19 protein-coding genes are annotated in these 23,287 nt (G+C 60.5%); 12 read left to right on the forward strand and 7 right to left on the reverse strand.

Annotation, left to right across the window (positions count from 1 at the left end):
- Positions 1–359: 359 nt before the first annotated feature.
- Positions 360–764 carry an acyl-CoA thioesterase gene (locus KGA82_RS07960; protein ID WP_007896491.1) on the forward strand — a complete coding sequence of 135 codons (405 nt, stop codon included), beginning with the start codon at positions 360–362 and terminating at the stop codon, positions 762–764.
- A gap of 57 nt (positions 765–821) precedes the next feature.
- Positions 822–1,721, forward strand: a complete 900-nt coding sequence (locus KGA82_RS07965; RefSeq protein ID WP_223450080.1) for a D-hexose-6-phosphate mutarotase — start codon at positions 822–824, stop codon at positions 1,719–1,721.
- Positions 1,722–1,841: 120 nt separating this feature from the next.
- Here KGA82_RS07965 and KGA82_RS07970 read toward each other — a convergent pair whose 3' ends face one another.
- From KGA82_RS07970 to KGA82_RS07990, 5 genes are all read right to left on the reverse strand, one after another.
- Entirely contained in the window at positions 1,842–2,378 is a 537-nt protein-coding gene (locus KGA82_RS07970) for a DUF3299 domain-containing protein (protein WP_008030706.1), read from the reverse strand.
- An 87-nt stretch (positions 2,379–2,465) separates the two neighbouring features.
- Entirely contained in the window at positions 2,466–2,711 is a 246-nt protein-coding gene (locus KGA82_RS07975; protein WP_008030708.1) for a GlsB/YeaQ/YmgE family stress response membrane protein, read from the reverse strand.
- A gap of 270 nt (positions 2,712–2,981) precedes the next feature.
- Positions 2,982–4,064 (reverse strand): 5-(carboxyamino)imidazole ribonucleotide synthase, encoded by a 1,083-nt coding sequence (locus KGA82_RS07980; RefSeq protein ID WP_008030711.1) that lies wholly within the window; start codon positions 4,062–4,064, stop codon positions 2,982–2,984.
- Between the two features lie 11 nt (positions 4,065–4,075).
- On the reverse strand, positions 4,076–4,567 hold the full coding sequence (gene purE, locus KGA82_RS07985; protein WP_008030713.1) for a 5-(carboxyamino)imidazole ribonucleotide mutase: 492 nt from the start codon (positions 4,565–4,567) through the stop codon (positions 4,076–4,078).
- Positions 4,568–4,863: 296 nt separating this feature from the next.
- Positions 4,864–5,781: a LysR substrate-binding domain-containing protein gene (locus KGA82_RS07990; protein WP_223450081.1), complete on the reverse strand. Its 918-nt coding sequence runs from the start codon at positions 5,779–5,781 to the stop codon at positions 4,864–4,866.
- A gap of 180 nt (positions 5,782–5,961) precedes the next feature.
- Between KGA82_RS07990 and aspA the strand changes: the two genes are divergently transcribed.
- From aspA to KGA82_RS08025, 7 genes are all read left to right on the forward strand, one after another.
- Complete coding sequence (aspA, locus tag KGA82_RS07995) at positions 5,962–7,386, forward strand: aspartate ammonia-lyase (RefSeq protein WP_008030715.1); 1,425 nt, start codon at positions 5,962–5,964, stop codon at positions 7,384–7,386.
- 501 nt (positions 7,387–7,887) lie between these two features.
- Positions 7,888–9,339 carry an alanine/glycine:cation symporter family protein gene (locus KGA82_RS08000; RefSeq protein WP_008030716.1) on the forward strand — a complete coding sequence of 484 codons (1,452 nt, stop codon included), beginning with the start codon at positions 7,888–7,890 and terminating at the stop codon, positions 9,337–9,339.
- A gap of 138 nt (positions 9,340–9,477) precedes the next feature.
- Positions 9,478–10,482 (forward strand): asparaginase, encoded by a 1,005-nt coding sequence (locus KGA82_RS08005; protein ID WP_223450082.1) that lies wholly within the window; start codon positions 9,478–9,480, stop codon positions 10,480–10,482.
- Between the two features lie 163 nt (positions 10,483–10,645).
- Positions 10,646–11,638, forward strand: coding sequence for an AraC family transcriptional regulator (locus KGA82_RS08010; protein ID WP_008030718.1), 993 nt, complete (start codon positions 10,646–10,648; stop codon positions 11,636–11,638).
- Positions 11,639–11,887: 249 nt separating this feature from the next.
- Positions 11,888–12,925 carry a histone deacetylase family protein gene (locus KGA82_RS08015; RefSeq protein ID WP_223450083.1) on the forward strand — a complete coding sequence of 346 codons (1,038 nt, stop codon included), beginning with the start codon at positions 11,888–11,890 and terminating at the stop codon, positions 12,923–12,925.
- A gap of 5 nt (positions 12,926–12,930) precedes the next feature.
- Positions 12,931–14,031, forward strand: coding sequence for a polyamine ABC transporter substrate-binding protein (locus tag KGA82_RS08020; RefSeq protein WP_008038136.1), 1,101 nt, complete (start codon positions 12,931–12,933; stop codon positions 14,029–14,031).
- Between the two features lie 151 nt (positions 14,032–14,182).
- On the forward strand, positions 14,183–18,769 hold the full coding sequence (locus KGA82_RS08025) for a dermonecrotic toxin domain-containing protein (RefSeq protein WP_223450084.1): 4,587 nt from the start codon (positions 14,183–14,185) through the stop codon (positions 18,767–18,769).
- Positions 18,770–18,796: 27 nt separating this feature from the next.
- Here KGA82_RS08025 and KGA82_RS08030 read toward each other — a convergent pair whose 3' ends face one another.
- Complete coding sequence (locus KGA82_RS08030) at positions 18,797–20,347, reverse strand: PLP-dependent aminotransferase family protein (protein WP_223434116.1); 1,551 nt, start codon at positions 20,345–20,347, stop codon at positions 18,797–18,799.
- A gap of 90 nt (positions 20,348–20,437) precedes the next feature.
- Here KGA82_RS08030 and KGA82_RS08035 point away from each other — a divergent pair, with 90 nt between their 5' ends.
- From KGA82_RS08035 to KGA82_RS08045, 3 genes are read left to right on the forward strand one after another with little or no spacing between them, the layout of a single operon-like run.
- Positions 20,438–21,061 carry an FMN-binding negative transcriptional regulator gene (locus tag KGA82_RS08035; protein WP_223450085.1) on the forward strand — a complete coding sequence of 208 codons (624 nt, stop codon included), beginning with the start codon at positions 20,438–20,440 and terminating at the stop codon, positions 21,059–21,061.
- A gap of 9 nt (positions 21,062–21,070) precedes the next feature.
- A complete protein-coding gene (locus KGA82_RS08040) occupies positions 21,071–21,517 on the forward strand; it encodes a GNAT family N-acetyltransferase (RefSeq protein WP_008030725.1) in 447 nt (148 codons plus the stop codon).
- Positions 21,518–21,534: 17 nt separating this feature from the next.
- Positions 21,535–22,206, forward strand: a complete 672-nt coding sequence (locus KGA82_RS08045) for a GNAT family N-acetyltransferase (RefSeq protein WP_008030727.1) — start codon at positions 21,535–21,537, stop codon at positions 22,204–22,206.
- Positions 22,207–22,328: 122 nt separating this feature from the next.
- On the opposite strand, the gene KGA82_RS08050 is transcribed toward KGA82_RS08045, so the two are convergent.
- Positions 22,329–23,228: a homocysteine S-methyltransferase family protein gene (locus KGA82_RS08050; RefSeq protein WP_223434119.1), complete on the reverse strand. Its 900-nt coding sequence runs from the start codon at positions 23,226–23,228 to the stop codon at positions 22,329–22,331.
- Positions 23,229–23,287: the final 59 nt, after the last annotated feature.

A 23,287-nucleotide genomic window follows, 5' to 3' on the forward strand; every position in this document is an offset into this window, starting at 1 on the left:
CAAGGCTTCTCTTATAGTCGGATCTGCAACCTCAACAACGCTGGCGGAGGCTTGGGCAGGTCCGGCACGATAGCAAATTGTTCGAAAAAGCACATAGAGGTGCGTATTTGACGGTCAAAATGAGAACCGGACGGTCGTCTCGGAGTCTACCGACCGATATACTCGGGATCTTGCAACAGTTTGAAAGGGTTGCTGTGCGAAGACGCTGCTGGCCTACCAGTCGATTTCGCAGAGTTTCCCTTTAGGCGCCTTACGAAAAACGTGACGAACGTAGTATGTTCGGGGCTGAATCGTTTTTTCTGAGACGGCTATTCACCTGAAGTACCAATGAAGAGTCACGGGTCAGAGGCACCCCCGGAATGATAGAGCTCGAACAAGAAGATCCAATCCCGCAAGGCGACCTGGCCCTGCAAATCACCGCGCTTCCGCGTGAAACCAACGGTTTCGGCGATATTTTCGGCGGCTGGCTGGTGGCGCAGATGGATTTGGCCGGCACCGCAATGGCCAGCAAAGTCGCGGGCGGACGCGTGGCGACCGTGGCGATCGACCGTATGGCGTTCCTGGTGCCAGTGGCGGTGGGCGCTCAGCTCTCCTTCTATACCCAGGCGCTGGAAATCGGCCGCAGCTCGATTCAAATGATGGTCGAGGTCTGGAGCGACGATCCACTGTCCAGCGAGTGGCGTAAAGTGACTGAAGCCGTGTTTGTGTTCGTGGCCATCGACGGCAGCGGTCGCACCCGTTCGGTTCCGCCACGCGCACGTTAAACACGGCGAGCGTTTTGCGGTCCATTGCAGTCATTGTTCCTGATCGAGAATTGCCCCATGAGCACGCCCAACGTTGAAGCCGTGAAACTGGATGAACTGAACTGCTGGCGCATCCGCCACGGTCAGGCCGAATTGCTGGTCGCCCAGCAAGGTGCGCACATCCTCAGTTATCAATTGGCCGGCCAACCGCCGCTGATCTGGCTCAACGATGAGGCCGTGTTCAAGACCGGCAAGAACATCCGCGCCGGCGTGCCGGTGTGCTGGCCGTGGTTCGGCAACCTTGCGCGCAACCCGCAGAGCGTTCAGGCGATGCGCGTCAGCAACGAACCGCCGAGCGCCCACGGTTTTGTACGGGCGATGGACTGGGAACTGGGCGGCATCGAAACCGAAGGTGAAAGCCTGAAGGTGGAATTCGTCCTGCCCTACCCCGATGACGGCTTCCCCGGCTGGCCGCATCAGGTGGATCTGAAGTTGAGCATTCGTCTGGATGAGCAACTGCACATCAGCCTGACCAGCCACAACCAGGGCTCGGAAAAAGTCACGATCAGCCAGGCGCTGCACAGCTATTTCGCGGTCAGCGATGTGCGCAATGTGCATGTTGATGGGCTGGATGGCTTGAAGTACATCGAGACGCTGGAAGACTGGAAAACCAAGACTCAGACCGGCGACCTGCGTTTTGCCGGCGAGACCGATCGCATCTACCTCAATACCCCGGCGAAGCTGAGCATTGTCGACCCGGCCTGGGAACGGCGCATCGAGCTGACCAGCAGCGGTTCGCGCTCGGCGGTGATCTGGAACCCGTGGATTGATCGCGCAGCGGCGTTCAGCGACATGGCCGATGATGGCTGGCAACGGATGCTGTGCATCGAGACGGCGAATGTGATGGATGATGTGGTGACGCTGGCGCCGGGTGCGAGTCATACCCTTGGCGTAAGCATCGCCAGCGCTCCGCTATAAGCAACACCGCAAAACCAAATGTGGGAGCGAGCCTGCTCGCGAATGCGTCGTGTCAGACACCATTGATGTTAACTGACACACCTCTTTCGCGAGCAGGCTCGCTCCCACAGTTTTGACCGCCTACAGATCCGATTCTTTCACCACCCGCACTTGCGCCGCATCGAGCGCATACGCCGCATCAGCCAGGTCGTTGTTGACCTTCTCGATCTTCAACGTGCCGGTCACCCACAGCGGCGTGTAGATATCATTGAGCTTCAACCCTTTCGGATAACGCACCAGCACCAACTGGTTAGGCGGCGGTGGCGGCACGTGGATGCAGGCGCCCGGATACGGCACGAGGAAGAACAGCGTGCTGCGGCCCTTGGCGTCGGACTCCAGCGGCACCGGATAACCACCGATGCGGATGTTCTTGTCGTTCATCGACGCCACGGTCTTGGTCGAGTACATCACCGCCGGCAAGCCCTTGCTCTGCTTCATGCCACCCTTTTCGGTAAAGGTGCCATTGGCTTCGGGGGAGTTGTGATCGATTTCGGGCATGGCCTCGAGGGCTTTCTGGTCCGACTTGGGCATCAGTTCGAGCCAGTCGGTTTCCGGCAGTTCGCCGGCATGGGCAAGGCCCGAACCCAGTAAAAGGACAGTCAGTAGAAGACGGCGCATGGAGGTGCTCGGTAAAGGAAGGACGATAAGTCGCCGAGCATTCTAGTCCTCCCGGACTGCGCAGCCGAGAGGACTTTGTCGCCTGAATCAGTTCTTTTTGATCAAGCCGTAGATCACCAGCAACACCACGGCGCCGACCAGCGCACCGATGAAGCCCGCGCCTTGGCCGGCCTGGTAGATGCCCAGGGCCTGACCGCCGTAAGTGGCCGCCAGCGAACCGCCGATACCGAGCAGGATGGTCATGATCCAGCCCATGCTGTCATCGCCCGGTTTCAGGAACCGCGCCAGCAGGCCAACGATCAAGCCGATAAAGATGGTTCCGATAATTCCCATGGCATTTCCCTCTGATTGGTTGGCTGTGTCCTGTCTCACCAATAATGTTCCTCTTTTGACGAGTGGCTGTTGTCGTCAGGCAAGGCGCCGCGACGAGTCATAGCGCGCTATGGCGAGGAGCGGCAACGCAGCATGATGGCAACAGACGCCGTCAAAAAGGAACAGTATTGGTGAGACAGGACACCTAGCCAAAGCCTAGTCAGACTTTGGCATCCTGCCATGAGAGAACGGCGGCCCCTGAATGGTTCCGCCGCTGCCACATGAAACTATTTATTCGGCGATGAGGGCTTCGACCTTGAGGATCTGTGCCGCCAGCGTCTCGCGGTCCGCGCAACGCAGGTTGGCGTGACCGACCTTGCGGCCGACCTTGAACGCCTTGCCGTAGTGGTGCAGATGGCAATCGGCGATGGCCAGGACCTTCTCGGTGTCCGGCACTTTACCGATGAAGTTGAGCATCGCGCTCTCGCCGACCTTGGCGGTCGAACCCAACGGCAGGCCGGCTACGGCGCGCAGGTGGTTTTCGAACTGGCTGCACTCGGCGCCTTCAGTGGTCCAGTGCCCGGAGTTGTGCACGCGCGGGGCGATCTCGTTGGCCTTGAGGCCACCGTCGACTTCAAAGAACTCGAACGCCATCACGCCAACGTAGTTCAACTGCTTGAGCACACGGCTGGAGTAGTCTTCGGCCAAGGCTTGCAGCGGGTGGTCGGTGCTGGCCACGGACAGCTTGAGGATGCCGCTGTCGTGGGTGTTGTGAACCAGCGGGTAGAACTTCGTTTCTCCATCGCGGGCGCGCACGGCGATCAGCGACACTTCACCGGTGAACGGCACGAAGCCTTCCAGCAGACAGGCAACGCTGCCCAGTTCAGCGAAGGTGCCCACCACGTCTTCAGCGGTGCGCAGGACTTTCTGGCCCTTGCCGTCGTAACCCAGGGTGCGGGTTTTCAGCACGGCCGGCAGACCGATGGAGGCCACGGCGGCGTCCAGATCGGCTTGCGACTGGATGTCGGCGAACGCCGGGGTCGGAATCCCCAGGTCCTTGAACATGCTCTTCTCGAACCAGCGGTCACGGGCGATGCGCAGGGCTTCGGCGCTCGGGTAGACCGGAACGAATTGCGACAGGAACGCCACGGTTTCAGCCGGGACGCTCTCGAACTCGAAGGTCACCAGATCGACTTCATCGGCCAGTTGGCGCAGGTGATCCTGATCGCCGTAATCGGCCCGCAGGTGTTCGCCCAACGCGGCTGCGCAAGCATCCGGCGCGGGGTCCAGGAAAGCGAAGTTCATGCCCAGCGGAGTGCCCGCCAGCGCCAACATGCGACCCAACTGGCCGCCACCGATTACACCGATCTTCATCGTCAACAACCTCAGGCGATGCGTGGGTCTGGATTGTCCAGGACGCTGTCTGTCTGCTCAGCGCGGAAAGTCTTCAGCACTTCGTGGAACTGCGGGTGCTTGGCGCCGAGGATGCTCGCCGACAGCAGCGCGGCGTTGATCGCGCCGGCCTTGCCGATGGCCAAAGTGGCGACCGGAATGCCTGCTGGCATTTGCACGATAGACAGCAGCGAATCGACGCCCGAGAGCATCGCCGACTGCACCGGCACGCCCAGCACCGGCAGGTGGGTCTTGGCCGCACACATGCCTGGCAAGTGGGCCGCGCCACCGGCACCGGCGATGATCACCTCGATGCCACGCGCCTCGGCCTCTTCGGCGTACTGGAACAGCAGGTCCGGGGTGCGGTGGGCAGAGACCACTTTCACCTCGTAAGGGATGCCGAGCTTTTCCAGCATATCGGCGGTGTGGCTAAGGGTGGACCAATCGGACTTGGAGCCCATGATCACGCCAACCAGTGCACTCATCGTCGTGCCTCTTCTCTCTGGGCGCCCGCAGGCGCGTCAAAAAACAACAAGCCACGCAAAATGCGTGGCTTGATTGTACGAAAAATGGCCGGACGAACCGGCCGAAGGCCGCGCAGTATACCTCAATGAAGCAGATAAACAGCCCCCGATGCGACCATCTGTCATACGGCGCAAAACCCCGGTTTTATTGACTCGAAGGTCAATCAAAATCCCCTGTAGGAGCCGGCTTGCTGGCGATCCAGACAACTCGGTGTATCAGACAAACCGCGTCGACTGGATCGCCAGCAAGCCGGCTCCTACAGTCCGGTGGGGGTCTGGGCGGCGGCGCCTTCGAGTTTGCGCCATAGCAAACGTACGTTAGCCTTGCGCACCAGTGCGCAGCGATACAAACGAATTTCCAGCGGCACATGCCATTGCGGGCCGCCGCAGACCACCAGTTCACCGCGGGCCAGTTCGGCACGCACACTCAGTTGCGGCACCCAGGCGATGCCCAACCCTTCCAGCGCCATGCTTTTCAGGCTGTCGGCCATGGCGGTTTCATACACCGTGGTAAACCGCAACGCACGCTGGCGCAGCAAGCCGTTCACCGAACGCCCGAGAAAGGCGCCGGCGCTGTAGGCGAGCAACGGAACGCTGGCTTCGCCTTCCAGATCGAACAGCGGCTTGCCGTCGGCATCTGCTGCGCACACCGGCAACATTTCCGTGTGCCCAAGGTGCAGCGACGGGAAAATTTCCGGGTCCATCTGCATCGCGGCGTCCGGGTCGTAGAACGCCAGCATCAAGTCGCAACCGCCTTCGCGCAAGGCATGCACCGCGTCGCCAACGTTGGTCGCCACCAACCGCGTGGCGATGTTCAACCCTTCATTACGCAATTGCGCGATCCAGCGCGGAAAGAAACCCAACGCCAACGAGTGAGCGGCAGCGACCTGCATCACTTCGCCCTGCCCGCCTTCCAGGTGATGAAGATGGCGCAGCACTTCGCCGAGCTGTTCGACCACGGTCCGCGCGGTGACGAGGAACAACTGCCCCGCCGCCGTCAGCTCGATCGGCGTGCGCGAACGATTGACCAGTTGCAGCCCCAGCGCGGCCTCAAGGCTGCGGATCCGTCGGCTGAACGCCGGCTGCGTCACGAAGCGGCGTTCGGCAGCCTGGGAGAAGCTGCGAGTGGCGGCCAGAGCACTAAAGTCCTCAAGCCATTTGCTTTCCAAATTCATCAAGTCCTCCCGGACACGCACCAAATTAGGTCACACGTTCGCCACAGACACGGCGTCACACGGGCATTATGCCGAATATGCATAGGCCAGTGTTTAACAGCATTGGCCGAAAATTCTCTACAAGCCTAGCATTTGCGGTGTTCCGGCACAGACCGGGTCCATATTGAGATGATTTCTATCATGTCCTCCGCTGCATCATTCCGCACAGAAAATGACCTGCTTGGCGCTCTCGAAGTACCGGCTCAAGCGTATTACGGTATCCAGACCCTGCGAGCGGTGAATAACTTCCGCCTTTCGGGCGTTCCGATTTCGCACTACCCGAAACTGGTTGTCGGCCTGGCCATGGTTAAACAGGCCGCTGCTGACGCCAACCGTGAGTTGGGTCACCTGAGCGAAGCCAAGCACGCTGCCATCAGCGAAGCCTGTGCACGTTTGATCCGCGGCGACTTCCACGAAGAGTTCGTGGTGGACATGATTCAAGGCGGCGCTGGCACTTCGACCAACATGAATGCCAACGAAGTCATCGCCAACATCGCGCTGGAGGCCATGGGTCACCAGAAAGGCGAATACCAGTACCTGCACCCGAACGACGACGTGAACATGGCGCAGTCGACCAACGACGCCTACCCGACCGCGATCCGCCTGGGTCTGCTGCTGGGTCACGACGCTCTGCTGGCCAGCCTCGACAGCCTGATTCAGGCATTCGCGGCCAAGGGTCAAGAATTCAACCACGTCCTGAAGATGGGTCGTACCCAGCTGCAAGACGCCGTGCCGATGACCCTGGGTCAAGAGTTCCGTGCTTTTGCCACCACGATGGGCGAAGACCTGGCCCGTCTGAAGACGTTGGCCCCGGAACTGCTGACCGAAGTGAACCTGGGCGGCACCGCGATCGGCACCGGCATCAACGCCGACCCGCGCTATCAGGCTCTGGCCGTACAGCGTCTGGCCCTGATCAGCGGTCAACCGCTGGTTCCAGCCGCCGACCTGATCGAAGCCACCTCCGACATGGGCGCCTTCGTGCTGTTCTCCGGCATGCTCAAGCGTACCGCGGTCAAACTGTCGAAGATCTGCAACGACCTGCGCCTGCTGTCCAGCGGCCCACGCACCGGCATCAACGAGATCAACCTGCCGGCGCGTCAGCCAGGCAGCTCGATCATGCCAGGCAAGGTCAACCCGGTGATCCCGGAAGCCGTGAACCAGGTTGCGTTCCAGGTCATCGGTAACGATCTGGCGCTGACCATGGCAGCCGAAGGCGGCCAACTGCAACTGAACGTGATGGAGCCGCTGATCGCTTTCAAGATCCTCGACTCGATCCGCCTGCTGCAACGCGCCATGGACATGCTGCGCGAGCACTGCATCGTCGGCATCACTGCCAACGAAGCGCGCTGCCGTGAACTGGTCGAACACTCGATCGGTCTGGTCACCGCACTGAACCCGTACATCGGCTACAAAAACGCCACCCGCATCGCCCGTATCGCCCTTGAAAGCGGCCGTGGCGTGCTGGAACTGGTGCGCGAAGAAGGTCTGCTCGACGAAGAAATGCTCGCCGACATCCTGCGCCCGGAAAACATGATTGCTCCACGTCTGGTTCCGCTTAAAGCCTGAACCGACGCGTTACTTGTAGCACCGCTCACCAGGTCGAGGGACTAGACACCTCTCACCTTTTGAGGGCTTGGGGATTTACTCCCCAGGCCCTTTTTTTTAACTCTTTTGCAACAACTCAGAACCTGTGGGAGCGGGCTTGCCCGCGATGAACGACAACGCGGTTTACCTGAAAGACCGCAGCGTCTGCATCGCGAGCAAGCTTGCTCCTACAAGAGCCCGACGCCGGTAACGTCGGGTGTTTCAAAGGCTTCGCTTCACCGAATGCACCACAATCGTGCAGACGGACGGCACTGTCATCGGTATAGTGCCGCCCCTCTTCGCGTGAGCGGTCGTCGGTAACGAGGCCCAAACCCATGCGAAACCCGAACTAATAACAAACCCGCAATATGAAATCGGGACGAACCTTCGCCTCGCCTGTTGTGCCGTGCGCACAGCGGTGTAACGCGATGTTTCCGACCGCCCAGCATTTGCCTACACAAAAAAAACAGCGAGGAATAATCCATGCTCGAAGTCATTAACGACTTCCTCTCAGGGAAAGTACTGATCGTGCTCATTGTCGGGCTCGGTAGCTACTTCACGATCCGCTCGCGTTTCGTTCAATTGCGTCACTTCTTCCACATGTTCGCGGTGTTCCGCGACAGCCTCAAAAGCAGCGCCGGTCAACTCAGCTCCTTCCAGGCCCTGATGCTCAGCCTCGCCGGCCGCGTCGGTGCGGGCAACATCGCCGGTGTCGGCATTGCCGTGACCCTCGGCGGGCCAGGTGCGGTGTTCTGGATGTGGGTGACCGCGCTGGTCGGCATGTCCAGCAGCTTCTTCGAATGCTCCCTCGGCCAGCTCTACAAACGCGCCGACGCCGACGGCACTTACCGTGGTGGCCCGTCCTATTACATCCAGCACGGCCTGCAGAAACGCTGGTTGGGCATGATCATGGCGTTCCTGCTGCTGATCACCTTCGGGTTTGCCTTCAACGGCCTGCAATCCCACGCCGTGACTCACTCGCTGAACAACGCGTTCGGCTTCGACACCACCTGGACCGGTCTGGCCCTGGCGGTGCTGCTGGGCCTGGTGTTCATCGGCGGGATCAAGCGCATCGCCAAGGTCGCTGACCTGCTGGTGCCGGTGAAAACCCTGGTGTACATCGGCGTGACCATCTACGTGATCGTGCTGCAATTCGACCACGTACCGGCGATGCTGATGACCATCGTCAAAAGCGCGTTCGGTCTGGACCAGGCCTTCGGCGGCCTGATCGGCAGCGCCATTGTCATGGGCGTGAAGCGTGGCGTGTTCGCCAACGAAGCAGGCCTGGGCAGTGCACCGAACGTAGCGGCCGTGGCGTCGGTTGAACACCCGGTTTCACAAGGCGTGGTTCAGGCGTTCAGCGTGTTCCTCGATACCTTTGTAATCTGCACCTGCACCGCGTTGCTGATCCTGCTCTCGGGTTTCTACACCCCGGGCTTCGAAGGCGACGGCATTGCCCTGACCCAGAACTCTCTGGCCGCCGTGGTCGGTGACTGGGGCCGGATGTTCATCTCCGTGGCACTGGCGCTGTTCGTGTTCACCTCGATTCTCTACAACTACTACCTGGGCGAGAGCAACCTGCGCTTCCTGATCGGTGAAAACCGCAAGGCGCTGATCGGCTACCGCGCGCTGGTACTGGTGTTGATTTTCTGGGGTGCGATCGAGAACCTCGGCACAGTGTTCGCGTTTGCCGACATCACCATGACTCTGCTCGCGTTCGTGAACCTGATCGCGTTGTTCCTGCTGTTCAAGGTCGGCATGCGCATCCTGCGTGACTACGATGACCAGCGCGCTGCCGGCATCAAGACACCGGTGTTCGATTCGAGCAAGTTCCCGGACCTGGACCTGGACCTGAACGCCTGGCCAGCCAACCCGCCAGCTGCTGCCACCAAGGCTGAAGCTGAAGCGCAAGGCATACCCGCAGCGCAACGCTGATCGGTTAAAGTGCGAAATTCCTGTGGGAGCGGGCTTGCTCGCGAAAGCGGTGTGTCAGTCGACTTCAATGTTGAATGATCAACCGCATTCGCGAGCAAGCCCGCTCCCACATAGGGAGTCATTGTTTCGGAGAACGCCATGAATTCCTCGACCTACCCTGCCGCCCAGCACGTCATGGTGCTCTACACCGGCGGCACCATCGGCATGCAAGCCAGCGAACACGGCCTGGCTCCGGCCTCCGGTTTTGAAGCGCGGATGCGTGAATACCTGCACAGCCAGCCTGAGCTGGTGGTGCCGCAGTGGCGCTTTCGCGAGATGTCGCCGCTGATCGACAGCGCCAACATGTCCCCGACCTATTGGCAGCAACTGCGTGAAGCAGTGGTCGATGCCGTCGACGTTCAGGGCTGCGACAGCGTGTTGATCCTGCACGGCACCGACACCCTCGCCTACAGCGCGGCGGCCATGAGCTTTCAATTGCTCGGCCTGAATGCGCGGGTGTGCTTCACCGGTTCGATGTTGCCGGCCGGCGTGACCGACAGCGATGCCTGGGAAAACCTCGGTGGTGCTCTGGTTGCTTTGGGCCAAGGTCTGGCGCCGGGTGTGCATCTGTACTTCCACGGCGAGCTGCTGGCGCCAACCCGCTGCGCCAAGGTGCGCAGTTTCGGTCGGCATCCGTTCAAGCGCCTGGAGCGTCAAGGCGGCGGAGCGAAGGCCCCGTCACTGCCAGCAACGTTGAACTACAACCAGAGCAAGCAACTGGCGAAAGTCGCTGTGTTGCCGCTGTTCCCCGGCATTGGCGCCGAGCAACTGGATGGCGTGCTGAACAGCGGCATCCAGGGCCTGGTGCTTGAGTGCTACGGCAGCGGCACCGGGCCGAGCGACAACCCCGAGTTTCTCGCCGCGCTTTCGCGGGCACGGGACAACGGCGTGGTGGTCGTTGCAGTGACGCAGTGCCATGAAGGTGGCGTTGAGCTGGACGTTTACGAGGCCGGCAGCCGGTTGCGTGGTGTCGGTGTATTGTCCGGTGGCGGCATGACCCGTGAAGCGGCGTTCGGCAAGCTGCATGGGTTGCTGGGGGCTGGTCTGGACACCGCTGAAGTGCGGCGACTGGTCGAACTCGACCTCTGCGGCGAACTTAGCTGATACCATCCGACACCTGTGGGAGCGAGCCTGCTCGCGATAGCGGTATGTCAGACACATTGCTGCTGGACGTGCCGACGCCATCGCGAGCAGGCTCGCTCCCACAGGATCTTCATTGGGCACATAACTTGCTGCGTTCCAGCCATCCCAAGGCTGGAAGCCGCTCATGCTGCACTCCCACCTCACCACTCTCAATGCAGTCTCTCTGGTGCTCAACGCCTTCAAGGCCGAAGGCCTGTCCAGCGACGCCTTGCTCGCGGGGAGCGGCATCAGCGCAGCGGACTTGAACCGTGCCGACACGCGCATCACCACCAACCAGGAAATGCAGGTCTGCGCCAACGCGGTCGCGCTCAAGCGTGACATCGGCCTGGAGCTGGGTCGGCGCATGCACGTTTCCTGCTACGGGATGCTCGGTTATGCGCTGCTCACCAGTGCCACCTTCGGTGACGCTTTGCGCCTGGCGATACGTTTTCCGGCGCTGTTGGGAACACTTTTCGAGCTGAGCCTGGAGGACGACGGCGAACGCATCTGGTTCGTCGCCGCCGACTACCGGGAGAGCCCGGCGATGGCGGTGTTCAATGCCGAGTTCTGCCTGGTGTCATTGAAAGTCACCTGCGACGACCTGCTCGGTCACCCGCTGCCGTTGATCGCCGCACGCTTCGAACATGCCGCGCCGGACTATCAAGCGACCTACGCCGCACACTTCAACTGCCCGCTGCACTTCGAAGCGCGGGACAACGCCTTTGCTTTCGACAAGCGCTGGCTCGACCAACCCCTGCCGCTCGCGGATGTCATCACCCATCAGGCCATGGCCGAACGCTGCCGCAAGCAGAACCTCGAGTTCACCGGACGTCAGGCGTGGCTGGGGCGGATTCGTCAGTTGCTCAGCGCGCAATTGAATGCCGCACCGGGGCTCGAAGGATTGGCCGAGCAGATGAATTGCTCGGCGCGGACCCTGCGCCGGCACCTCAAGGACCTGGGGTGCAGTTATCAGGAATTGCTGGATGAACTGCGATTCGAGCAGGCCAAGCAACTGCTCTGCGAAGACCAGATGCCGATCTACCGGATCGCCGAAGTGCTGGGCTTCAGCGAGACCGCGAGCTTCCGCCATGCCTTTGTGCGCTGGAGCGGCGTGGCGCCCAGCCAGTTCCGCCCTTGAGAACGAGCCGATCCCTGTAGGAGCGAGGCTTGCCCGCGAAGGCGTCCTCGAGAACGCCAAAAAGCTTCGCGGGCAAGCCTCGCTCCTACAGGGATCGGGTCGTTTGGGGGCGTTGCGGTGTCGAAAAGGGGCGAATTTCGGTCAACTATTTTGGCCACATCGATCCCCTTTTGGCCTTTCCTGCCGTTCTCCGAATCGCCATCCGCCGCAAGACTGTGTTCAACCGAATCAGCCTGCGGAGAACAAGAAATGCTGACGATCTACTCGGACGATCACCACCTGCACCACGGCCGTTGTGAATTGATAGACGGGCAACTCAAGCCCTGCTTCGAAATGCCCTCGCGCGCCGACCATGTGCTGTCACGGGTGCAAAACCAGAAGCTCGGCCCGGTAGAAGCGCCGAAGGATTTCGGCCTCGACCCGATCGCACGCATCCACAGCCGCGACTACCTCGACTTCTTCAAAGGCGCCTGGGCACGCTGGACCGAGTTCAACACCGACGGCGACTTGCTGCCTTACACCTGGCCGGCTCGTACCTTGCGCCGCATCAAACCCACCAGCCTGCACGGCGAACTGGGTTACTACAGCTTCGACGGCGGCGCCCCGATCACCGCCGGCACCTGGCAAGCCGCGTACAGCGCAGCCCAAGTGGCGCTCACCGCCCAGGCCGAAATCCAGCGTGGCGCGCGCAGTGCCTTCGCGTTGTGCCGTCCACCGGGACACCATGCCGCCAGCGACTTGATGGGCGGTTATTGCTACCTCAACAACGCCGCCATCGCCGCTCAGGCGTTCCTCGATCAGGGCCACAAGAAAGTCGCGATCCTCGACGTCGATTACCACCACGGCAACGGCACCCAATCGATTTTCTATGAGCGCAGCGACGTGCTGTTCACCTCGATCCACGGCCATCCGGAAGCCGAGTTTCCGTTTTTCCTCGGTTATGAAGACGAACTCGGCGAAGGCACGGGCGAAGGCTTCAACTTCAACTACCCGTTGCCCGCCGGCAGCGGTTGGGATGCCTGGAGCGCCGCGCTGGAACAAGCCTGCAAAGAGATCGAAAAGTACGGCGCCGAGATCGTCGTCGTGTCCCTGGGCGTCGATACGTTCAAGGACGATCCAATCTCCCAGTTCAAGCTCGACAGCCCGGATTACCTGGCGATGGGCGAGCGCATCGCCAAGCTGGGCGTGCCAACCCTGTTCGTGATGGAAGGCGGTTACGCGGTCGAAGAAATCGGCATCAATGCCGTGAACGTTCTTGAAGGTTTTGAAAGCGCCCAAGGGAAATAACAACAATGAACACACTCAAGCGTTTCATCGTGCCCGCACTCTGCGCCACGGTGCTCAGCGGGGCCGCTCACGCCGAAGAGCGCACGTTGCGCGTCTACAACTGGTTCGACTACATCACCCCCAAAGCGCTGGAAGACTTCAAGGCGCAGAACACCCAGACCAAGCTGATCTACGACATTTTCGACACCAACGAAGCGCTGGAAGCCAAGCTGCTGACAGGCAACTCCGGCTACGACGCGGTGGTGCCGTCCAACGTGTTCCTCGCCAAGCAGATCGAGGCCGGTGTTTTCCAGCCGCTGGACCGCAGCAAACTGCCGAACTGGAACCACCTCGATCCCAAGCTGATGAAGCTGATCGAAGCCAACGACCCCGGCAACAAATTCGCCGTGCCGTACATGTACGGGACCATCCTGATCGGCTTCAACCCGGACAAGGTCAAAGCCGCGCTGGGCGCCGACGCGCCGGTTGACAGCTGGGACCTGATCTTCAAGGAAGAGAACATCAGCAAGCTCAAGCAGTGCGGCGTCGCCCTGCTCGATTCGCCGTCGGAAATCCTGCCGCTGGCCCTGCAACACCTCGGCCTGGACCCCAACAGCAAGAAGCCGGCGGACTACGAAAAGGCTGAAGCGCTGCTGATGAAGATCCGGCCGTACGTCACGTATTTCCACTCCTCCAAATACATGGCCGACATCGCCAACGGTGACATCTGCGTCGCGGTCGGTTATTCCGGCAGCTTCTCCCAGGCGGCCAACCGCGCCAAGGAAGCAAAGAACGGGGTGACCGTCGACATGCGCCTGCCGAAAGAAGGTGCGCCGATCTGGTTCGACATGCTCGCGATTCCGAAGGGCGCGAAGAACACCGAGGACGCCTACACCTTCATCAACTACCTGCTGCAACCGCAGGTGATCGCGCCGGTCAGTGACTTCGTCGGCTACCCGAACCCGAACAAGGACGCCACGGAACTGGTCGACCCGGCGATCCGCAACAACCCGAACCTGTACCCGACCGAAACGGCCATGGCCACGCTTTACACCCTGCAACCGCTGCCGCGTGATGCCGAACGTGCGCGCACGCGGGCCTGGACCAAAATCAAGTCAGGGACCTGAAACCACCTCTGAAAACTGAAGACCCGCCGTGATGCGGGTCTTTTTTGCCTGCGATATTTATGTACCGCCAGACACCGGGGCCCGCCCGATACCGTCCCCTGATCCAGCGCTGCGCAATCAACAACAGCGCACCCTTAATCAGGAGACGACCATGTCCGATACCCTTTCCCCGAGTGCAGAAAATGTACTGACCCAACTGGTCACCGGCCCCTCGATCAGAGAGGTTGCAGCGACTGCATTGGCGCCTGCACTCAACGCGCTTTACCCGCACTTGAAGATTGATCCGACGCTCGCCACGGTCGTCACTCCAACCTGGGTCGATACCGGCAGCGATGTCGTGCCGGGCAATAATCTGTATGAATCGCTCACCGACGTATTGGTGCGGCTCGGGTTGTCGGGTTCGACGGTGACGTTCATCGATGGCGAGCATTTCCTGACCCTGCAACCGGGCGTTGCCCCGCCGGCTCAACTGCCGGTGAACATCACGGCCATCGGTTCGCTGATCAATACGCTCGCACCGCAGCTGTTCATCGCCTACCAGCAACAGCAACTGGATTACTGGAATCAGCAGACAAGCCCTTCGACCCCACGCTGGCATCAGCTCTCGCAGGCGCTGCAGGACATCTGGAACCTCGATGCGACCACCGACTGGGATGCCGATCAAAAAGCAATGGCCCTTGCCGTGTTCACTCAGCCGGATCGGGCAGCACGGCGCTCACAGGACAAGTACCTGACCAAGGCCTGCCTGATCGATACTGAACACGTTGAAAGCGCGCAGAGCAAACATCTGCGGGTTCTGGATATCGCGGTGTTTGTGGGCACTTTGGGCACCCGAACACTGGTGCTGACCCACTCGATTACCGAAGGGTTCAGGCGTTACGACTCTGTTGCGGCGCTGGGCGAAACATTGTTTGCAAACCCTGGGGCGTCGAGCACCGGGCAGACCCTGCAATGGCGACTGTATGAACCCGAGGGCAACTTCTTCCATCATCAAGCGTGTGCGCTGATCGCACTCGAAGCCGAAGCCATCGGTGCCTTCAATACATTCCAGAGCACTACGCCAACCAGGCTTTCACCGCAAATCAGCGCGGCGGCGAAGAGTTTCACTGAATTTGAAGCCCTGCCTTCGTCGCGCTTCAACCAGGTTCAGGGGTTACTGACAGGCTGGCTGAGCAATGCATCGTCAGCGGACCTGACCCGTTACAGCCGACACCTGATGGACCTGGCGCAGTTGCGAGAGCAGGACGCTGGAAAAACCTTCGACGAAGGCATCGCTTCACTGCCGGAGTTTGCCCTGCAAACCCTGCGAGAGCAGATGATCAAGGATCATCCAACGGCAGCGGACCTGAATCTGAAAGACATTCAAATCAGCATCACCAGCCTCATCGTGCTGGGCACTTTCGTGGTCCCCGGCAAGACGCAGACCGTTACGTTGTCGCTGATCGAATTGGCACTGCAAAACCTGATTGCCGTTCCGTTGGGCAACAAGACGGTGCAGTACAAAAACGGCGACCCTGTGCCCGCCTGGATGACACCCGCCTACCTGGAAAACCTCGTCACCCAGGTCGATATCGGCGCGGTTTACCCGGCACTGATCAAGCGCAAGTTGCTGGATGACTCGCGAGAATCGTTGCGCCGACAAACGCTCTACACGCGTCATCTGCACACCCAGTTGCCCTTGCAGGCGCTGCAACACAAGATGCGCGGCGAAGCCGGCATTGATGAACAAGGCTACCAATTCGTCAACGCAGCCCTGCAGCAAAGCGCGGCCGACCGCCGAGTGAACGGGCACGAGATTGTCATTCGCCCGCTGGCTTTTATCAGCAGTGAAAGCGCCGACAGCAAGGGCGACGAAGTCGCCAATATGTTCGTCATCGGCCCACGCTCCACTGATCAAGGACCGTGCCTGCTCTACCGGCCATTGCTCGTGCCCTCGCTGACGCAGTACCCGAACGAAGCCAATCTGCTGTACGCGATCAAGCACGAAAAACCCCTTCGCCAATCGGTCCTGGCGTGGCTGGCCGACGACGTGCGCTTCAACTATTCCCAGTACGTGTTTTCCGGTGAGTTGCCTTCGGTCTGGACCCTGACCCAATTGCTGGTCGATCCCACTTCAGCGCTGGGCAAGATGGGCGCGGTGTCGCTCAGTGCGGCAGCCCTTGATGATGATTCACTGGCGCCGCTGTTCAAAGCGAACGCCAACGCCATGATGACGTTGGCTGACCGTCAATCAGTGTCCAATGCACAAGCTCGCTGGGAAACGCTCAAGCACGGCGCATGGATGCTGTTCAACGTCGCCTTGCCCTTCCTCGGACGCACTGCCGGGGTTGCCGCGTGGATCTGGCAGATCATGGACGACTTGCAGGAAATCACCGATGCCGCAGAAAGCGAAGACAGCCAACTTGCCTGGTCTGCCGTGACCGATTTGCTGTTGATGCTCGGCATGGTACTGGCTCATCGGGCTGCCGCTCGCCATAAACCGGTCTCGCGATTAGCCGAGAAACTCGAGCCACCACCGGTCACACCGCCCATCAAGCCTGCGCAGAAAATCACGGTCACTCGCCTGCCCGACCTCAATCAACTGCCTCACGACCATGAGACGTCTTTGCACGCGGTCGCCGCGCTGCCACCTGTAGCGTTGGGCACCTTGCTGGATGAACTGGCCATTGCCGAACCCAAGGGAATGGCCGTCGCCTCCAGCGTGGCCGGCCCTCACCAGCACCTCAGTTCACTAAACGGAAAATGGTATGCGAAGGTCGGCCAGCGATGGTTCGAAGTCACCCTCAACGACAATAACGACGTGCAAATCATTGACTCACGCCAGTCCCCCACGCGCACCGGGCCGTTGCTGATCAAGAACGCCAGGGGCGAATGGTTTATCGATACGCGGCTGAGGTTGCGGGGCGGGGGCAGGGAGAGGCAGCGGCTGGAACAGCAAAACAAAGTGCGTCTGGCTGAACTGAAACAGCAAATGACAGCGTTCGAAAGCCAGGTCAAAAGCCGGGAAACAGAACTCAAGGAAGCTGAAAAAAACGCGAAGGCAGCGAGCGCCACCGACACCCATCGCCGCTTGTACCTTGAAATGCTCGATGCGCAGATGTCACTCATCGGCGCCAACATTGAGCAGATGAAAGCGTTCAATGCTCGCGAAGCCATTCCCAATTTCCGAAAAGCGATGATCAGCCGTCTGGATTTCCAGCTATCGCTGCTGGAGAAATGGTTCGACCACCAGCGTCCTGTTTTCGACAATCAAATGCGTCTCTCCCTCAATCTTCTCGACACACAACCAACGGAAAACACGCAGGCCGCCCGACAGACCTTTCAACACATGAGCGATCTGACCGAGGGCTACATCAACAAAATCGAATTCGCGCAATCGCGCTTCGAGCAACTGAACCTGCTCGGCAAAGAAGCCGTGGAAGTGATCCGCGACGTCAAGGCCAACATACCGACGTTCGATTTACAGGACCTCAAACTGTTCCAGATCACACTGGCCCAGGAATTGTGCCTCGCCCCCTCGGTTGCGCTCACGCATGAAGCACGCCCGGCGCTGGAGAGCGTTGTCGAAAACGCAGCGCTCGCCATCCAGGCTTCACTGGATCTGGCCGCTGACGAAGACGTGTTGCGCTTGCCGGAGCGAATCGAGGGGCTCAGTGATCTGGTGGAGCAACTCACGGTCACCGATCAGCGCATCATCGATCTGCCCGGCGAGTTCCCCGGTCAGTTCCTGCAACCCGCGCTCGACCTGATGCGCAAACGCATCGACGCGTTTCAACAGCGCACCGTGAAGCACCTGGCGAGCCTGCTGCGCGAGCGCCAGGCGCTTGAGCCGCAACCTGGTCCTTCCCGTCTGCCGACCGCTCCTGTCAAACGCATCATCAAGACCCGTTACAACGGCACGGTGGTCGGCCAACTACGCGCCGATGCCGTGGCGGACGGATCAGAACTGGTCGACGTAACCTCGACGCTGACAGGCAAAGTCATCTCGACCTTTCATGAGAAAACCCCGGGTGTCTGGGTTGAACGAGTGGCCGCGAAACCGGTTTCCCCTGCCGTCGTCCAACCCAATTTGGGGACAAGCATTGTTCAAGGTCAGGCAATGCTGGACGGGCTGGAAGCGTTCATCCACCGAACGGACGCCCATTCAAAAGGAGCGCGGCGAATTCCCGTGGAAATCGAGGAAATGTTCCATCAGCAGGCCCATCGACTGCAGGAGGCCGCCAAGGCAATCGACGAAGCGCTGATTTCCAACAACGCCACCGATGACGGTCCGGGGTCTGCCGTGACACTGGCCAAGCAGCTGAATGACGGAGCAACCCGCCTCTACAGCCAGGGACGCGCAACGCGAATCAGCATGACAAAACTGCAGCCGCCGACGGCAGAGCGGGTCCAGTGGCTGCAAAGCGAAGGTCAGGTCGATATCGTCAGAAACCCCGGCCGACGCTTGCTCAAAAGCCGTAAAAAAGACTACCTCGAGGAATATGAGGTCCGTGACCACACCAGCAAAAATGTTCTGTGGTATGCACACTTTCACTACGCGCAGCCCGCGTCGCCTGTCCAGACGTTCACGGCGGCGCATCTAAAAACCGTGCAGCAACGGCTGCTGGGCGGCGCATCCGAGGCGCGCAGTGCAAATGACGATCTCCACGCGATTGCGATTTATCGCAGCGAAATCAGCCCACAACTGGCGACTGCACTGTTTTTCGCGAAGGTGCTGCCGTCGGCCTCAAAATCGTAAGTCTTGCGTCGTGGTGAACCGTAACCGCTAACGGCGCCAGACCTTTTCCAGTCGTCCGAGTGCGGTGCTGATGGCCACCTCGGGCACGGCCGCGAAACCCAGGACCAGCCCGGCACGCTGGTCCACCGGTTTCTGCGAGTCCGGCAACCAATAGCTGCTCAGCGCATTGATCTCGACATCGACGCTGGCGGCTTTTTCTATCAATTCGTACTCGCGCGCCTGTGAGTCGACCGCCACCGTCAGATGCAGCCCTGCCGCGACACTCGGCAGGCTGCCGATGCCGGGGATGTTCTGCGGCCAGCCCGCCAGCAACGTATTGCGACGACTCAGGGCAGCACGGCGCATGCGGCGGATGTGCCGCTGGAAATGCCCGGCGGCCATGAACTCGGCCATCACAGCCTGGGTGCTGACTTCGGAATGCCGGACGTCCACCGCTCGACGTTGAGAAAACGCCTGCACCAGTGCTGGCGGCAACACCAGATAACCCAGGCGCAACGCCGGGAATGCGACTTTGCCAAAAGTCCCGACGTACAAGACCCGGCCCTGCCGATCGAGTGCCGCCAACGGCGCCAGGGGTGCGCCGCTGTAACGGTACTCGCCATCGTAGTCGTCCTCGACGATCCAGCCTTGGTTACGCTCCGCCCAAGCGAGTAATTCAAGACGCCGCGCCAGGCTCATTACCACGCCGGTCGGGTATTGATGCGAAGGCGTGACATAGGCCAGTCGACAATCGCTGAGCCGGGCCAGTTCGGTGCAGTCGATGCCCTCGCCGTCCACCGCCACCCCATGCAATTTTGCCCCGGCCACGGCGAACGCATGACCCGCCGCCCGATACCCCGGATTTTCAATCGCCACGCCGTCGCCCGGCTCCACGAGCAACTGTGCACAAAGGCTAATCCCCTGCTGCGCGCCGCTGGTGATCACTATTTGCTCAGCCGTGCACTGCATCCCCCGCGAACTGCGCAAATAAGCGGCGATCAGGCCGCGCAAGCGCGCATCGCCCGCCGGATCGCCATAACACAGCTGCTGCAAATCCGGTTTACGCCAGAAAGCCGCATTCAGCTTGGCCCACACCTCGAAGGGAAACAGGTCGAACGCCGGCACGCCCACCCGAAAAGCCCGAGGCGGACCGCTGGGCGGCGTGGCCAAATGGTTCTTTTCAACGCGCCCCAGCGCTCCGCTGTGGATAACTTTACTGGATGAAACCACAGGTAAATCCAGCCAATTTGTGGATAAGGCTGTGGGTAACCCTGTTGACAACCCTGTGGATACTTTTGTGGATAGTTTTTTCGTGGGCAACGCCGCTTGAGGCAATTGCGCGACGTAAGTCCCGTCCCCGACACGCCCCTCGATGAAGCCTTCTGCGTAGAGCTGATCGTAGGCGCGAACCACGCTGTTGCGGGAAATCGCCAACGCCGCCGCCAAGTCCCGGCTGGCCGGCAATCGAGTGCCACTGGCCAATCGCCCGTCGAGCACCCGCAGGCGCAAGGCCTGATAGAGCTGACGACTAAGCCCCTGACGGCGGTCAAGTTCGATACCGGCGGGGTTGAACGACAGGGAAAGCGGCGCTTCGCTCATGGCAATGGACCTATGAAATTGGTCGTTAATGGCTCTTACAACAGACCAATAGCCTGCCTAGGATGGATGCATTCGCCAAGGAATTTTTCCATGTACAACCCCAGCGGCTTTGCCATCAAAGATTTGCATGAACTGCAGCAGCAGATACTCGACACGCGTCTTGCCGTGGTGATTACCCACGACGAGCAAGGCTTGCAAGCCAGTCACCTGCCGTTGCTGTTCAGCCCTGACCAAGGTCCGAATGGCACCCTGTACGGTCATTTCGCCCGGGCCAACCCGCACTGGAAGGCACTGCAAAACGGTGCCGAAGCGCTGGTCATTTTCGCCGGTGCCGACGCGTACATCAGCCCGGGCTTTTATCCGAGCAAAGCCGAGCACGGCAAAGTCGTACCGACCTGGAACTACGTCGCCGTACACGCTTACGGCACCGCAGAGGTTTTCACCGACGCCGACCGCCTGCTTAACCTGGTCAGTACGTTGACCGATCGCCATGAAGCCGGTCGCGCCCAACCATGGACAGTCGCTGATGCACCCGCCGACTACATCGACGGCATGCTCAAGGCCATCGTCGGGTTTGCCCTGCCGATCCAGCGCCTGGAAGGCAAACGCAAACTCAGCCAGAACCGCAGCACCGCAGACATCGCCGGTGTGCGTAAGGGGCTCGCCGCCAGCCCCGACGTGCATGACCAGGCCCTCGCCCACTTGATGCGCTAAGGATTGAACATGAGTCAGATTGAAATCCGCCAGGTCACCGCTGATGATCACGCTGCGTGGCTGCCGTTGTGGCAAGCCTACCTGCGCTTCTACAACACCGAACTGCCTGAGGCGGTCACGGACAGCACATGGCAACGCCTGCTCGACTCGAATGAACCGACTCATTCGGCATTGGCGTGGAGTGACGGCAAGGCGGTCGGCATGGTGAACTTCATCTACCATCGGTCGAACTGGAGCATCGAAAACTCCTGCTACCTGCAAGACCTGTTGGTAACACCCGAAACCCGCGGCACCGGCGTCGGCCGCAAGCTGATCGAATTTGTCTACGCGACCGCCAAAGCGGACGGTTGCTGCAAGGTCCACTGGTTGACCCACGAAACCAACGCCACCGCGATCCAGCTCTACGAGCGCATCGCCGAGCGCCCTGGTTTCATCCAGTTCCGCAAAGCCCTTTAAGGTTCAAGGAGAACGACATGACGACTTCACTCGCAGACTGGAAAGGCGTCCCGGCGCCAACGGTGCAAACCATCGAAGGGCGCTTCATCCGCCTGGAAAAACTCGACCCGGCACGCCATGGCGACGGTTTGTTCAAAGCCCTGCAAGGCCCGGGCGCCGACCCGAAACTCTGGGATTATTTGCCTTACGGTCCTTTCCCGGAGCGCAGCGTTTTCAACGACTGGCTGAACAATCACGCGGCCAACAGCGACCCGTATTTCTTCAGCGTGATCGACCGTGCCAGCGGCGATGTGCAAGGCATTCTCAGCTTGATGTCGATCGTTCCGTCTCAGGGCCGTATTGAAATCGGCCACGTCACCTTCGGTGCACCGATGCAGCGTTCGCCGAAAAGTACCGAGGCGGTGTATCTGCTGGCGAAAGAGTCGTTCGCGCTGGGCTATCGGCGTCTGGAGTGGAAATGCAACAACGGCAACGCTCGCTCCAAGTACGCGGCTGAGCGCTTGGGGTTCAGTTTTGAAGGGGTGTTCCGTCAGCACATGGTGGTGAAGGGGCAAAACCGGGATACGGCCTGGTATTCGATTCTGGATTCGGAATGGCCGGTGGTTGGGGCGGGGTTTGAGCGGTGGTTGAGTGATGAGAATCAGACGGGGTCGGGGCAGGTGAAAACGTTGGCGGAGTGTCGCGGGTAAATAAGCGGCGCCTGGACGGACGCCTTCGCGGGCAAGCCTCGCTCCTACAGGGTTTTAGGTCGACCACAATATTTGTGATCAACCCGATCCAATGTAGGAGCGAGGCTTGCCCGCGAATGGCATCACACCAATTTCTGGGCCAACACCGCAATATGCTCCGGCCCAATCCCGCAGCACCCACCCAAATGGCTGGCACCGCGCTCTTTCCAGTCCGCCGCCCAATGCAGGTAGCCCGGCGGGTCCAGATCGTCGCGCAACGGGTCCAGACCATCATTGGCTGTCGCCTCTTTCGGTTGCGGCGGGAAGGCATTGGCGTACGCGCCGATGTGAATCTTCACCCCCAGACGCTCGAACGTTGCCCGCGCCGCATCAATCGCCGCACCGATCACTTCCGGCTGGCTGCAGTTGAACAGCAACGTCTCGACGCCCAGCTGCGCAGCCACCGCAGCGGCTTCGGCCACAGGTTCGCCGGAACGCAAGCGCGGGACTTCGTCCGTGTCCTCATCCTTCAGGGTAAAAGACAGCCAGAACGGCTTGCCATCCTTCGGCAGACCGGCGTGAATCGCTCGCGCTTCCACGATCGAGCTTTGGGTTTCGGCCAGCCACAGGTCGACATGCGGGGCCAGCCCCTCGACCAGCGGCGCGAGCAATTCCGTCACCCGAGTCGCGTCGAACAAATCCGGCCGATAGGAACCGAACAACGGCGGCAATGAACCCGCCACACGCACCGGTTTGCCCGCAGCGTCCACCGCACGTCTGGCCAACTCCCCGGCCAGCGCCGCGAGGGCTCGACCCTCAGCCGCAAAACGTTCTTCGCCAATGTGAAAAGGCACCACCGCATAGCTGTTGCTGGTGATCACGTTCGCGCCGCTTTCGATATAAGCCGCGTGCACCGCCTCGACGGCCTGCGGCGCTTCGCTCAAGGCCAGCGCCGACCATTCCGGCTGTCTGAACGGCGCACCGCGGCGCTGCAACTCACGACCCATGCCGCCATCCAGAATCACTGTGCTTGCTGCGCTCATATGCTTTTTACTCATATGCTTATGAAAATAACTCACTACCAGAGTCGTTCTTATAACTA

The sequence above is a fragment of the Pseudomonas sp. BF-RE-22 genome (genome assembly GCF_019956155.1).
In the GTDB taxonomy this organism is placed as follows: Bacteria; Pseudomonadota; Gammaproteobacteria; order Pseudomonadales; family Pseudomonadaceae; genus Aquipseudomonas; species Aquipseudomonas migulae.

Excerpts from the sequence above, each read along its gene's own strand:
- KGA82_RS08040 (WP_008030725.1), top strand. The coding sequence starts at position 21,071 with ATGAGTCAGATTGAAATCCGCCAGGTCACCGCTGATGATCACGCTGCG.
- aspA (WP_008030715.1), top strand. The coding sequence starts at position 5,962 with ATGTCCTCCGCTGCATCATTCCGCACAGAAAATGACCTGCTTGGCGCT.
- KGA82_RS08025 (WP_223450084.1), top strand. The coding sequence starts at position 14,183 with ATGTCCGATACCCTTTCCCCGAGTGCAGAAAATGTACTGACCCAACTG.
- KGA82_RS08045 (WP_008030727.1), top strand. The coding sequence starts at position 21,535 with ATGACGACTTCACTCGCAGACTGGAAAGGCGTCCCGGCGCCAACGGTG.
- KGA82_RS07960 (WP_007896491.1), top strand. The coding sequence starts at position 360 with ATGATAGAGCTCGAACAAGAAGATCCAATCCCGCAAGGCGACCTGGCC.
- purE (WP_008030713.1), bottom strand. The coding sequence starts at position 4,567 with ATGAGTGCACTGGTTGGCGTGATCATGGGCTCCAAGTCCGATTGGTCC.
- KGA82_RS08000 (WP_008030716.1), top strand. The coding sequence starts at position 7,888 with ATGCTCGAAGTCATTAACGACTTCCTCTCAGGGAAAGTACTGATCGTG.
- KGA82_RS07980 (WP_008030711.1), bottom strand. The coding sequence starts at position 4,064 with ATGAAGATCGGTGTAATCGGTGGCGGCCAGTTGGGTCGCATGTTGGCG.
- KGA82_RS08020 (WP_008038136.1), top strand. The coding sequence starts at position 12,931 with ATGAACACACTCAAGCGTTTCATCGTGCCCGCACTCTGCGCCACGGTG.
- KGA82_RS07965 (WP_223450080.1), top strand. The coding sequence starts at position 822 with ATGAGCACGCCCAACGTTGAAGCCGTGAAACTGGATGAACTGAACTGC.
- KGA82_RS07975 (WP_008030708.1), bottom strand. The coding sequence starts at position 2,711 with ATGGGAATTATCGGAACCATCTTTATCGGCTTGATCGTTGGCCTGCTG.
- KGA82_RS08015 (WP_223450083.1), top strand. The coding sequence starts at position 11,888 with ATGCTGACGATCTACTCGGACGATCACCACCTGCACCACGGCCGTTGT.
- KGA82_RS07990 (WP_223450081.1), bottom strand. The coding sequence starts at position 5,781 with ATGAATTTGGAAAGCAAATGGCTTGAGGACTTTAGTGCTCTGGCCGCC.
- KGA82_RS08010 (WP_008030718.1), top strand. The coding sequence starts at position 10,646 with ATGCTGCACTCCCACCTCACCACTCTCAATGCAGTCTCTCTGGTGCTC.
- KGA82_RS08005 (WP_223450082.1), top strand. The coding sequence starts at position 9,478 with ATGAATTCCTCGACCTACCCTGCCGCCCAGCACGTCATGGTGCTCTAC.
- KGA82_RS07970 (WP_008030706.1), bottom strand. The coding sequence starts at position 2,378 with ATGCGCCGTCTTCTACTGACTGTCCTTTTACTGGGTTCGGGCCTTGCC.
- KGA82_RS08050 (WP_223434119.1), bottom strand. The coding sequence starts at position 23,228 with ATGAGCGCAGCAAGCACAGTGATTCTGGATGGCGGCATGGGTCGTGAG.
- KGA82_RS08030 (WP_223434116.1), bottom strand. The coding sequence starts at position 20,347 with ATGAGCGAAGCGCCGCTTTCCCTGTCGTTCAACCCCGCCGGTATCGAA.
- KGA82_RS08035 (WP_223450085.1), top strand. The coding sequence starts at position 20,438 with ATGTACAACCCCAGCGGCTTTGCCATCAAAGATTTGCATGAACTGCAG.